At 67.2% G+C, this 11,963-nt stretch carries 12 protein-coding genes and 1 pseudogene; 6 read left to right on the top strand and 7 right to left on the bottom strand.

The annotated features are described in order from the left end of the window. Positions 1–38 precede the first annotated feature (38 nt). Both CDO44_RS07795 and CDO44_RS07790 read right to left on the bottom strand, forming a co-directional pair. A complete protein-coding gene (locus tag CDO44_RS07795; protein ID WP_087779662.1) occupies positions 39–1,028 on the bottom strand; it encodes a tripartite tricarboxylate transporter substrate binding protein in 990 nt (329 codons plus the stop codon). A gap of 167 nt (positions 1,029–1,195) precedes the next feature. After that, entirely contained in the window at positions 1,196–2,047 is an 852-nt protein-coding gene (locus CDO44_RS07790; protein WP_087779661.1) for an IclR family transcriptional regulator, read from the bottom strand. A 145-nt stretch (positions 2,048–2,192) separates the two neighbouring features. Here CDO44_RS07790 and CDO44_RS07785 point away from each other — a divergent pair, with 145 nt between their 5' ends. Then, positions 2,193–2,981: an alpha/beta fold hydrolase gene (locus CDO44_RS07785; RefSeq protein ID WP_158213221.1), complete on the top strand. Its 789-nt coding sequence runs from the start codon at positions 2,193–2,195 to the stop codon at positions 2,979–2,981. 32 nt (positions 2,982–3,013) lie between these two features. Further along, positions 3,014–4,252, top strand: coding sequence for a formyl-CoA transferase (gene frc / locus CDO44_RS07780; RefSeq protein ID WP_087779660.1), 1,239 nt, complete (start codon positions 3,014–3,016; stop codon positions 4,250–4,252). Positions 4,253–4,270: 18 nt separating this feature from the next. Here the strand turns inward: frc and CDO44_RS07775 are convergent, their stop codons facing one another. The 4 genes from CDO44_RS07775 to CDO44_RS07760 are packed head-to-tail and all read right to left on the bottom strand — an operon-like array spanning position 4,271 to position 8,124. After that, positions 4,271–5,170, bottom strand: coding sequence for a cytochrome c (locus CDO44_RS07775; RefSeq protein WP_087779659.1), 900 nt, complete (start codon positions 5,168–5,170; stop codon positions 4,271–4,273). After that, positions 5,167–6,936, bottom strand: a complete 1,770-nt coding sequence (locus CDO44_RS07770; protein WP_087779658.1) for a GMC family oxidoreductase — start codon at positions 6,934–6,936, stop codon at positions 5,167–5,169. The genes CDO44_RS07775 and CDO44_RS07770 overlap by 4 nt, the downstream gene beginning before the upstream one ends. Before the next feature lies 1 nt (position 6,937). Further along, a complete protein-coding gene (locus CDO44_RS07765) occupies positions 6,938–7,735 on the bottom strand; it encodes a gluconate 2-dehydrogenase subunit 3 family protein (protein WP_087779657.1) in 798 nt (265 codons plus the stop codon). A 59-nt stretch (positions 7,736–7,794) separates the two neighbouring features. Further along, a complete protein-coding gene (locus tag CDO44_RS07760) occupies positions 7,795–8,124 on the bottom strand; it encodes a c-type cytochrome (protein WP_087779656.1) in 330 nt (109 codons plus the stop codon). A 310-nt stretch (positions 8,125–8,434) separates the two neighbouring features. Here CDO44_RS07760 and CDO44_RS07755 point away from each other — a divergent pair, with 310 nt between their 5' ends. The 4 genes and pseudogenes from CDO44_RS07755 (at position 8,435) to CDO44_RS27845 (ending at position 11,024) form a co-directional block, all read left to right on the top strand. Then, positions 8,435–9,073: a DUF4254 domain-containing protein gene (locus tag CDO44_RS07755; protein ID WP_087779655.1), complete on the top strand. Its 639-nt coding sequence runs from the start codon at positions 8,435–8,437 to the stop codon at positions 9,071–9,073. 2 nt (positions 9,074–9,075) lie between these two features. Then, the gene (locus tag CDO44_RS07750; RefSeq protein WP_087779654.1) at positions 9,076–9,909 is read left to right on the top strand and encodes a glycosyltransferase family 2 protein; all 834 of its coding nucleotides are present in this window, start codon (positions 9,076–9,078) and stop codon (positions 9,907–9,909) included. Positions 9,910–10,192: 283 nt separating this feature from the next. Continuing rightward, positions 10,193–10,564: pseudogene (locus tag CDO44_RS28370) on the top strand (glycosyltransferase family 9 protein); the annotation flags it as partial. Positions 10,565–10,646: 82 nt separating this feature from the next. Further along, positions 10,647–11,024 carry a glycosyltransferase family 9 protein gene (locus CDO44_RS27845; protein WP_198951322.1) on the top strand — a complete coding sequence of 126 codons (378 nt, stop codon included), beginning with the start codon at positions 10,647–10,649 and terminating at the stop codon, positions 11,022–11,024. Here CDO44_RS27845 and CDO44_RS07740 read toward each other — a convergent pair. Continuing rightward, positions 10,954–11,961 carry a glycosyltransferase family 9 protein gene (locus CDO44_RS07740; RefSeq protein ID WP_087779653.1) on the bottom strand — a complete coding sequence of 336 codons (1,008 nt, stop codon included), beginning with the start codon at positions 11,959–11,961 and terminating at the stop codon, positions 10,954–10,956. The genes CDO44_RS27845 and CDO44_RS07740 overlap by 71 nt on opposite strands. Between the last annotated feature and the right edge of the window lie 2 nt (positions 11,962–11,963).

The raw sequence follows: 11,963 nt of genomic DNA, 5'->3' as shown, positions 1-11,963 counted from the left end.
TCTGTTCAGTCCGTTGACGTGGTGATCGCCGCTCCGCGCTATTGCGGCGGAACGCCCGCCGCCTTGACCTGCTCGGCCCAATACGCGATCTTCTCGCGCGAGAATTCGACATACTCCTTGCGCGACATGGGTAGCGGCTCCATGCCGAGCTCGTGCAGCTTGGCGACGAAGGCCGGGTCCCGTGCCGCGTCCATCATCCAGCCGTGGAGCTTGTCGAGAACGGGCGCCGGCGTGCCCTTGGGCGCGGCCAGGCCCAGGTGGAAATCCAGCTCATAGCCGGGATAGGTCTCCGCTATCGTGGGCACTTGCGGCCACAGCGCATAGCGCTTTTTCGCGGTGACGCCCAGCGGCACCAGCTTGCCGCTGGCGATTTGCCCCACCGACGGCAGGTATTCCATGAACACGACCAGGATCCGCCCGCCCATGAGATCGGTCGTGGCATTGCCTATGGACGTATAGGAGACGCCCTTGATCGGCGCTCCCGCCTTGAGGCGGAAGAGTTCGCCCGACATCTGCGAGGCAGAGTTGTAGTAGCCGAAGAACGCCTGCTCCGGATGGGACCTCGCATGCTCGGCCAACGCCTTGATGGAGGTAATGCCGGACTCCTTGGTCACGAGTGCCACCGACGCCGACATGCCGAAGGGCGCGATGTGCTCGAAATCGGCCATGGCGTCGTAAGGCAGCTGCTTGTAGAGACTGACGTTGGCGGCGTGCGTCGTATTGGTGCTCAGCTCCAGCGTGTAGCCGTCCGGAGCGGCGTCCTTGACGTAGCGGGTGCCGATAATGCCGTTGGCGCCGGCCCGGTTCTCGATGATGACCGGCTGCCTGGTCCGCTTCTGCAGGTATTCGCCGAAGACGCGTCCGACGATGTCGCTCGATCCTCCCGGCGCGAACGGCACGACGATCTTGACCAGCTTGTCGGGGTACGCGCCCTGGGCGAATGTCGCGGCCGGCATCGCCGCGCCCGCCGCCACTGCGGCGAACAGCCCTGCGAACCGCCGTACCCCGGGTAAGAACGACTTGAGCATGTCTGGTCTCCTCCTGAACGCTGCTCTGTGCGATGTCAGCTGTGCCGGGACGCGCCCTTGGCGGTCCGTCACGACAGTATAGGGAGGAGGACTGGCGTTAAAAACGCCGTTAGTTCCGTATCATGGAATTCTCAAGAGCGTTGTCGCGCCCGGATGCGCGTCCGTGTTCAAGCCGGCAGGTGCCGCGATCCCGACCCCCTGACGGCCAGCCGCCATTTTTCTTCCTGCTGTTCCTGCAGGCGGCCGCTTTCGTAGAGTCGCGTGATGAGGTCGGCTTCGTGCCGGAGCTTGTCGACCAGTCCGTGGAGATAAGCCCCTTTCATCCTTCCGGCCTCGGCCACCGCGCATAGCGAGGCAATGGGATAGCGCCGATCGTCGAAGACGGGAACCGCCACCCCGGCATTGCCCTTATAGGCGCGCATCGTGCGCCTGGCATAGCCATTGCGGCGAGTTTTCTCGATGGACCTGTCGATGTGCTCGAAGGTCAGCGTGTCCTCGGGATTGACCCGGCGCTGGTTGAAGGCGATGACCTCGGCGATCTCGCCCTGCGGCATGAACGCCAGCACGGCCAGGCTGAACGAACCGATCCCCAGCGGCCAGCGGTCGTTGACCTCGAGCAGCAGGGAACTCGTGTCCGCCGCAGCCACGTGCCGGTCGAGGCAGAGCATGTCATAGCCGCTGCGCACCCCGAGGTAGGCCGCGGCGCCGGTGGCGCCCGCCAGGCGCTCCAGCGAGGGCTTGGCCAGGGGTTTCAGGTCGAAGCAGCGCTGGACGGCGATGCCGAAGGCGAAGATGTCCGGCCCCAGTCGATAGTTGCGGGTCCCTCCGGGACGCTCCACCAGCCGCTCGTCCGCCATGGCGGCGAGCAGCCGGTGCACGGTAGCCTTGGGCAGGCCGGTCAAGGTGCTGATCTGCATCAGCGAGGCTCCCATGGAGCCGAAGGTGGACAGCGTGCGCAGCAACAGCGCGGCGCGAGCGGTGCTTTGCGCGCCTTCGGTACGGGAACCCGGATGGCCCAAGGCGTTCCTCCTTTCGATCGTTTACGCATATCGTCTCATGATATGGAATTCTGGTCGACATCCGGCGACTCATGGCGGCTCGCGCGTTGTTGCCCTTCTCCCGCAGTCCTACACTTCGTCGATCCACGACCAGGAGGCGAAAACCATGATTGGAAGTTCGGATCCGCGATGGACCGAAGGCTTTACGTCGCTGTCGAACACGCGGCTGCACTACGCGCACGCCGGCCAGGGCGATCCGCTCCTTCTGCTGCATAGCAACGGATGCTCGGCGTACGAGTTCCAGTTCGTCATCGAAGCGCTGGCCCGGCAGCATCGCGTCTACGCTATCGACCTGCCCGGCCAGGGCGACTCCGATCCCCTGACGGCGCACTGGACCTATCCCATGTACGCGCAGGCCGTGGTCGAGTTCATGGACCGGCACGACCTCTCCCGGGCGACCGTCCTGGGGACATCGATCGGCGGGGTCGTGTGCCTGGCCCTGGGGCAACACCATGCCGACCGCATGCGCGGGCTCTTGCTGGTCGAGACGCCCATCCGGGCGGCGCAGGCCTGGGCTGCGCGCTGGCTCGCTGTGGAAAGCAACTTCGCGCTTCCGGTGCAGCCCTTCGAGGCAGTCGCCTCGCGCATCCGCAACCTGACGCCGGAACTGCACCTGCGCTGGAACATCGACCGGAGCAAGGCCGGCGCGCATACCATGATGGACGCGATGTGGGCCGTGCGCGAGTACGACGCGCTCGCCGCCCTGGCGCAACTCGCGGTGCCGGCCTTCGCCCTCCTGGGATCGAACGGGCCGGTGGGGGACAGCAGGCAGGCGCTCGAGGCGAAACTGCCCGCAGGGCACATCGTGGTCATGGACAACTGCGGGCACTTCCCGATGATCGAAGAACCCGCCTCGTTCACCCAGCACGTCCAGCGCTTCATCGAGCGATTGTGAAAACCCGCCTCCAGGGATGCTAAAAAGGCATCATGGAGACAGCGCTGCACGGCATACGCGTCCTGGACCTCACCCACGTCCAGGCGGGACCGAGCGCGACCCAGCTGCTGGCCTGGCTGGGTGCGCAGGTCATCAAGATCGAGCCGCCCGAGGGAGACGTCACGCGGCGCCAGCTGCGGCATGCCGAAGACACGGACAGCCTGTACTTCGCCATGCTCAATTGCAACAAGCAGTCGGTGGTCATCGACCTGAAGACGTCCGCCGGCCGCGACGTGGCCCTGGAACTGGCCAAGCGCTGCGACATCCTGGTCGAGAATTTCGCCCCTGGCGTCATGGAACGGCTGGGCCTGGGGTGGGACACGCTTCATGCCGCGCACCCCGGCCTCATCCTCGGCTCGATCAAGGGATTCGGCAGCACCGGCCCGTATCGGGACCTCAAGGCCTACGAGAACATCGCCCAGGCGATGGGCGGGGCGATGAGCGTCACGGGCGGCCCGGATACCGGCCCCACCGTCAGCGGCGCCCAGGTCGGGGATTCGGGCACGGGGGTCCATCTGCTGGCCGGCCTCCTGGCCGCGCTGTACCAGCGGTCGCGCACCGGCAAGGGCCAGCGCGTCGAATGCGCGATGATGGACGCGGTCATGAACCTGTGCCGGGTCAAATGGCGCGATCATCAACGCCTGGCCACCGGCCCCTTGCCCGAATATCCCACGCCGGCCGAGGATCTCACTGCCGTTCCCCGCGCAGGCAATTACTCCGGCGGTGCGCTGCTGGGAAATGCGGTCCGCTGCAAGCCCGGGGGGCAGAACGATTATCTCTACATCGTCCTGCAGGATGCGTCATGGGAACCGCTGGCCCGCTTCATCGGCGGAGAGGAACTGGCCCGGCATCCGGACTATGCCTCGCCGCAGGCCCGGCGAGCCCATCAACAGGCGCTGTGGACCACGATCGAGTCGGTGACCCTGCGCCATGACAAGAGTGAGATGTTCGCAATCCTGACCGGCCTCGGCATCGCCTGCGGCCCGGTGCTCTCCACCGGGGACCTTGTGCGGGACTCCCACGTCAGGCACCGCGACATGTATGTGGAAATCGACGATCCCGAACGTGGCCGCTGGGCCAACGTCGGCATGCCGATCAAGCTGTCGGATTCCGCCGTGCCCGTCCGGCGCGCGCCTTACCTCGGCGAACACACCGACGCCGTGCTGCGCGACCTGGCCGGCCTGGACGACCCCGAGATCCAGGACCTGCGAGCAAGGGGAGCCATCCGCTAGCGGACCGGCTCCGGATATCTACTTTGGCGGCCCCCCGGTGGAATCCTGCCGTGTCGCTCCCCCGCCGCCGGGACCTTGTCCGCCGCCGGTAGTGGGCGCGCCGCCCTCGGTTCCCACGCCGGCTTCGCCTCCCGTGCCTCCCTGCTGCGTCCGCCGAAGCGGTCCGGAGGTTCCGCTGATGGCCTGCTGGCGCAACGCCCGCGCCTCGGCCGCCTGGGCAGCGGCACCGACGGGCACCGGCTGGCGCGAGAAGTACGCGGCCAGCGCGGCGATGTCTTCGCTGCTCAAGCGCTTGGCGATGATGCTCATCTGTCCCGAGGGATCGTTATTGCGGCTGCCGTTCTTGAATGCCTCGAGCGCGGCCGCCAGATAGCCGGCGTGCTGCCCGGCCAGCAGCGGATAGTCCGGCGCCTCGCCGACGCCGCCGGGACCGTGGCAGTTGGCGCAGCCCTGCACCATCAGCGTCTCGTCGCCCACCGTGGCTAGCGTGCGCCCGCGCTCGACATTGCCTGGCGCGTTGCCCGGCGCCTGGCCGCCGGATGCCGCTTCGGCGGGCGGCAGGCCGGCGTAGTAGACGGAGACCGCCGTGCGCTCTTCCGGACTCAGCGACTTGGCGATGGGCGACATGACCGGGTTGTCCCGGCCGCCCTGGGCATAGCTCAGGAGCTGCCGCGCCAGATACACCGACGACTGCCCCGCAAGACGGGGGAACCCGGCCGCCGCGTTGCCTTCTCCCTGCGCGCCGTGGCAGCTGGCGCAGGCGGCGACACCGCGCGCCGGAAACCCTTGCTGGGCCAGCGTGCGGCCGGCTTGCGCGCCGGTTGCCGGCGGATTGTTCTGCGCCTGCGCGGCGGCGGCCAGGCCGCACGCCGCGGCGAATCCGCCCACCCGCAAACAGGCAAATATCGATGGCTTCATGCGTGCACCAATGGCCCCGGGGAGCGAAGGTATTGTCTGACGATGGCATCGGCCGCCCAGTACGCCAGCGCCCCTACCGTGCCCGTGGGGTTGTACGAGGCGTTCTGCGGGAAGTTCGATGCGCCGATGACGAACAAATTGGGCAGGTCCCAGCTTTGCAGGTAGCGGTTGACCACGCTGGTGGAAGGATCGTCGCCCATGACGGTGCCTCCGGTGTTGTGCGTCGTCTGATACTGGGTAACCGTGTAGGGCCCCTTGCGCGGGCTGCCCACGACCTCCCGCCCGCCCATGGCCTTGCCGATCTCCAGCGCCCGCGCCGTCAGGTACTGGGACATCTTCAGGTCGTTTTCGTGGAAGTCGAAGGTCATCCGCAGCAGCGGCAGGCCCCATGCGTCCCGGTAAGTGGGATCGAGATCGAGATAGTTGCGCGTACAGGACACCGAGCTTCCATGGACGTTGAGCACGGCCGTGTGGTTGTAGTGCTTGATCACCGCCTTCTTCCAGTCCGAGCCCCAGGCCGGCGTGCCCGGCGGCGTCGGGTGGAATTCGATCGGCCGGCCATGGCTCATGACTTCGCCGATGTACGCGCCGCCCACGAAGCCGAGCGGCCCATGGTCGAAGTTGTCGCCGACGAAATCGGAGATGACCGTACCGCTCGCCCCGGACCGCATGAACGGATTGATGTTGATGTCCTGGCCGTAGAACACCTGGACGGCGCTCATGGTCTGGTAGGCGTAGTTGCGCCCCACCACCCCCTTGCCGGTCTGCGGGTCGTAGGGCGTCCCGATGCCGGACAAGAGCAGCATGCGCACGTTGTTGAGCGCGAACCCGCCGAGAATGACGAGATCCGCGGGCTGTTCGAACTCGCGCCCGGTTCCGTCCACGTATGTCGCGCCGGTCGCACGCTTGCCGGAGGCGTCCTTGTTGATGCGCAGCACCTGGCACCGCGTGCGCAACTCGAAGTTCTTGTCGTTGAGCAACACCGGCAGCAGGATGGTCTGCGGAGAGGACTTGGCGTAGTGCTCGCAGCCGTATCGTTCGCAGAAGCCGCAGAACATGCAGGTATTCAGGGTCATGCCCTCGGGATTGACGTAAGGCTGGCTCAGGTTCGCCGACGGCTGCGGATAAGGGTGGTGGCCCAGGCTCTCGGCCGCCTTGCGGAACATGGCGGAACCGTACGGTTCCTTCATGGGTGGCGTGGGATAGTCGCGGCTGCGGTTGTCCTCGAAGGGATTCCCGCCGGGAATCTTCCTGCCATTCAGATGTCCCGCCTTGCCGCTGATCCCGAGCAGGTATTCGAACCGGTCGTAGTAGGGCTCCAGGTCGGCCGCGCTCACGCCCCAGTCCTGGACCAGCAGGTCCCGCGCCATGAAGTTCGCGCCATAGCGCTCGGCCGTCAGGGTACGCATGCGCAGATCGCTGTCCTGGAAACGGTACGTCTGGCCGTTCCAATGGACAGCCGCGCCACCCAGCCCGGTGCCCGGCAGGAAACCTTCCCACCTGCGGATGGGCAGCGCGGTCTGGCCGGCATGGTTGCGAAAAGTCAGCGTTTCCTTGGTGTTGTCCTGCATCAGCGCCTTGCGCACCGAGTACCGCAGCTCATCGTGCATGTGCGGCCCTTGAAAGTCCGGTACCGTATGACGCGGCTCGCCGCGCTCCAGCCCCACCACCTTCAATCCCGCACGGGTAAGTTCGCGGCCCAGCATGGTTCCCACCAGTCCGACGCCGATGAGGACCGCATCCACGGGTTGCAGGCGAGTCGCCATGTCAGTTTCCTTTCTTGCCGGGAGCGCCGCCGGCCGCGCCCTGCCCGGCCCGAACGGCGTGAAGATGGATGACCCCGCGCCCGTTCTGCGCGAGGCTCATGGGCGGCCGGTCGAACGCCAGGCCATGCTGGTCCACGAGGTGGTAGTAGTTGGCGTAGGCGCCGGGAAAACCGATCATCTTCCACGACACCATGTCCTTGTTCCCGCCATACACCGGATCGCAGAAAAAACCCTCGATGGTGAGCGCCCACAAGGACTCGAAGAAAACCTCGGAAGGCACGCCGTCCAGGTCGCGCTTGCCTGCACGCATGGCTTCGAGGTAGGCGTCCTGCTGCTCGGGCGGCAGGCCCTCGAACTCCGGGGAACCGTAGCTGCGCCGCAGGTCCTCGCGCACCGCCTTCAGGCCATGACGGAACAGCTCTGCCGGCGTGAACGGCAGCTGGTAGCCCTGCTGGGGCGTACCGAGCTGCCAGGGGCCGCCGCGATACAGGCGCTCGCCGGCGCCCCATGCTCCGGCAAGCTGGTTATCGATATAGGCAGGCACGCCGGCCTCGATCGCGCCCGGGCCGGCTTCGTCCGCAGGTATCAGCCGCGCGACGGCTGCCTCCATGAAGGCAGCCTCGTCGGCATTGAAGAACAGGTACGGAGCCCGGCCGGAAGCCGCGGAGGGCGCGTGCGCATGCTGCTCGTGCGAGGCGGCGTGCGCCGCGTCCTGCCGGGCCTGCGCCGCGACGTCGCTGCCCGAGACCACCGCGGCGGCGCCCGCGGCCTTCAGGAACGTTCGACGAGATGCATCCATTCTTTTTCTCTCGCGATGAAGCGGCCGCGCCCTGGCCGGCACGGCCCGGGTTGATCTCTCTATTTGTCGGGTGCGCCCGCCAGGATCCAGTCCACCAGCGTCTTGACCTCGGCATCGTTGAGGCCGGCGTTCGGGGGCATGGGTACGGGTCCCCATACTCCGGAGCTGCCCTGCTTTATCTTGGTCGCCAGGTATTCGGGCGCCTTGGGGTCGTCCCGGTACTTGGCGGCCACGTCCTGGTAGGAAGGACCGACCAGCTTGGTGGCCGCCGCATGACAGGCGAGGCAGTTGTGCTGCTTGGCGAGCTGCTGCGGACTTGCAGGCGGAGCCTGGGCAACGGCACTGGCCGACGCCACACTCGCCGCCAAGGCGATGAAGAGGTATCTCACGCGGGCCCCCGATAAGGAAGAGAAAAACGGCGCGCCGGAACCGCGGCGCGGACCGTCCGGCCGTTCGCAAGACCCGTTCCCGCATGCCCCGGGGGCCAAGAACGCGATACCGGCGCCTATCCCGTGGTGGAGCACGCTTGCGGCATGACGTTTTTTTTACTTCCCGCGTGATCGTCTACTCATCCTCGCTCCGTCGCCGCTAGCGCGCGCTTGCTTGACCATCGCGCCTGCTGCATTCCTGGAGGGCTCGGGCACAGCCCTTGCATCGCCAAGGCGTCGAACCATCACGCGCGGGCCCGAGGAGAACAGCATGGACAGCCAGAAAGTCCCGCCAACGCTATGCGATCCGATCCTGATCGACGCGCTGCACGAGCGCACGCTCACGACGCCGGGATGGCCGCTGCAAACCGGCTACCAAGCCACGGATGCGCTCCTGGCCCACGTCCTGGACAACCACCGTTTCAACTCGTTGCTGTGGATGGAAGAAGACCAGGCGCGCCGCACCGACGTGCCGGACGCCGCGATCGCCGCCAACAAGCGGGCCATCGACCGCTACAACCAATGCCGGAACGATGCGGTCGAAGCCATGGACGACGTGATCCTGGAAGCGGTCTCGCGCCACTGTCCGGCGCCGTCCGAAGACGCGTGGGTCAACAGCGAGACAGCGGGGTCGCTGATCGACCGCCTGTCGATCGGCAGTCTGAAGGTCCACCACATGGCGAGGCAATGCCGCCGTCCCGACGCAGCGCCGGACCACCGGCAGCGCTGCGTCGCCAAGCTGGCTAGCCTCCGGGCGCAACGGGACCATCTTCGCCACTGCCTGCGGCTGTTGCTCGACGGCATGCGGACCGGGCGATGCACTTACCGGGCGCATCGCCAGTTCAAGATGTACAACGATCCCAGTCTCAACCCGTATCTTTACGGCACCGGCGCGCTGCAGGAGGCCTGACGATGACGCAGGTCGACGTGCTGATCCCCACCCGCGACCGCCCCGCCGCCCTCGCGGTTACCCTGTCGGCGTTGATCGGCCAGACGTTCGGCGACTTCCGGATCATGATCCTGGATCAGTCGGATGGCCAGGCGGGATTCGAGGCGGCTGAAGCGCAGGCCGTCATCCGTGTGCTGCGGGCGCGTGGACGCGAGGTCCTTGCCTCACGCAACCTTCCCCGGCGCGGCCTGGCCCAGCAGCGCCAAGCCCTGCTCGAGCAAGCCACCGCACCCTACGTCCTGTTTCTCGACGATGATGTCATCCTGGAACCCGGGGTACTCGATCGCATGGTCAACGCCCTGGCGCTGACACGATGCGGCTTCGTGGGAAGTGCGGTAATCGGCCTTTCCTATGCCAAGGACGTGCGTCCCCTGCAGCAACGGGTAGAGTTCTGGGAAGGAAACGCGGTCACGCCCGAGCGCGTCGTGCCCGGCTCGCCAGAGTGGGCGCGGCACCTCTTGCACAACGCGGCGAATCTTTGGCACGTCCAGAACGCACAGACCATTCCACCGGGCCGATGGCGCCTCTACAAGCTTGCCTGGGCAGGCGGCTGCGTGCTGTACGACCGGCTCAAGCTTATCGATTGCGGCGGTTTTTCCTTCTGGCGCGAGGTGCCGCCCGAACACTGCGGCGAGGACGTGCGCGCTCAGCTCGCGGTCATGGCTCGCCATGGTGGCTGCGGCATCATGCCTTCCGGCGCCTATCACCAGGAGTTGCCGACCACGGTGCCCAACAGGGAAGTCGACTTGCCGGTCTGGCGCGGGCTCGCGCCGCTCGGCGTAACGGCATCGGGCTGAGGCCGTGTCCGTTTCGTCGGCCGTCCCCGGAGTCGCGCGGATCGCCGTGCTGCGCGCCAATGCCATCGGCGATTTCGTGCTGACGCTGCCCGCCCTGGAAGCGGTGCGCAACGCCTACCCGCATGCGCATCTGGCATTGCTTGGCACCTCCTGGCACGCCTCCTTTCTTGCCGGACGGCCCGGCCCTGTCGACGAAACAATCTGCCTGCCGGCGATCCCGGGAGTGACAGCCCCCGCGAATGCCCCCCGCTGCGACCCCGCCGTGGCGCGTTTTCTCCATGACATGCGCGGCCGCCGATTCGACCTGGCCCTGCAACTGCACGGCGGCGGGGCCTATAGCAACCCGCTCGTGCTTGCGCTGGGCGCACGCGTAACGGCGGGATTCCGCGCGCCGGATGCCGCACCTCTCGACCGGAATTTTCCCTACATCCAGTCATCGGTGGATCTACACCCGCGCATCCATCTGCTGCTCGAATGCGCGGGCCTGGTCGGTGCGCGTGCCGTCCGCGCGGAACCGCGGATCTCGCTCACAGAGGCCGATGAGCGCGAACTGCAGGCACGGCTGCCCGACATCGGGGGTCGGCTGGCGGTGCTTCAGCCGGGCGCCCGCGACCCCCGGCGATGCTGGAGCGCCGCGCGGTTCGCCCAGGTCGGCGACGCCCTGGCGGCAAGCGGCATGCGCATACTCATTCATGGCGGCCCCGGAGAACAGGATCTCGCGCCAGGTACGGCAGACAATGCGCCGGCCCGCAATGGAAATCGCGGGGTTGCTGTCTCCCGGCGGCCTGTGCGCGTTGCTGGCCCGCTCGCAGATACTGGTCTCGAACGACACCGGCCCGGCCCACCTGGCGCGGGCCCTGGGCGTGCCCACGGTGACGATCTATTGGGTGGGCAACGTGCCGGCTTATGGTCCACCGTCGGTGCTGCGGCACCGCATCGCCGTTTCGTACCGCATCCACTGCCCGGTCTGCGGCGAGCACTGCATGGAGCACGACTGCGGCCATACCGCCTCGTTCGTCGACGACGTGAGCGCGGACGAGGTCATTACGCTTGCGCTGTCTCTGTGCGCCGCAGGGCCGGCGCCATCTCGAGCAAGGCCTCTGCCTGTTCCATGACCCGCCCTACGGTCGGCTTGTCCGATCCGCCCGCCACGCGATAAGGACCGTACGCCGGCGGCCCCCAGCGGACAGGATCGGTGGCGAAAAACACGACCACGCTCGGAACCCCCAGGGCGCTTGCCAGATGCGCCGCGCCGGTATCGTTGGAAACCAGCAGCCGGGCGTCCGCGATCAATGCCGCCAGCCCTCCCACGGATATGTCGCAGGCGGCGTTCCATGCGCGGGATCGCATATGGCGGGCGACCTCGAGCGCGATTGGCCGCTCCGAGGCCGAGCCGGTCAGCACCACGCGCAGCCCTCGAGCGGCGAGCGCATCGCCGACTGCCGCGAAATCGCGCGGCGCCCAGCGCTTGGCCGGATCCCTCGCTCCCGGATGCAGACAGGCATACGGCGCAGTCCGGCAATCGCCGAGCTCGGGGCGAGCATCCAGCTCGGCCCAGTCTTGCTCCATGAGCGGAAACTCGAGCCTGTCGTCGGCAGCGGAGAGGCCCAATCCCTGCTGCAGCAGGTAGAGATTGCGCTGGACCTCGTGCTTGCCGTGCGGGTAAGGCCACACCTGCACATGCGGATCGCCCTCGCAAACGCCTAGACCGAGCGTCGCGCAAGCACCCATGCGCCCGACGACAGTGTTGCTGGCCGGACCGCAGCCGTGCATCTGCAGGCACAGGTCGAAGCGTTGCGCGCGCATGCGCGCAAGAAACCCCTCGGGCTCCCCGGGCCCTGGAGCCGCCTCGGGCAAGCCGGGATAACCGGGAAAGGGGAAGAACCGGTCGAGGTAGCGCGCATAGCGCCGCTGGAAGGCCTCCGCCCACGGCAACCCGACCAAAGCGATGTCGGCATCGGGAAAACGGCGCCGCAGCGCCCGCAACGCCGGCACGGCACACAGCATGTCGCCCAGATTCAGGGCCCGGAAAACCGCAATGCGCTCGCGCATCG

Source organism: Pigmentiphaga sp. NML080357 (assembly GCF_002188465.1).
Classification (GTDB): domain Bacteria; phylum Pseudomonadota; class Gammaproteobacteria; order Burkholderiales; family Burkholderiaceae_B; genus Pigmentiphaga.
The sequence above is the reverse complement of the archived record's forward strand: the minus strand, read 5'-3'. Positions and strand labels throughout refer to the sequence as shown.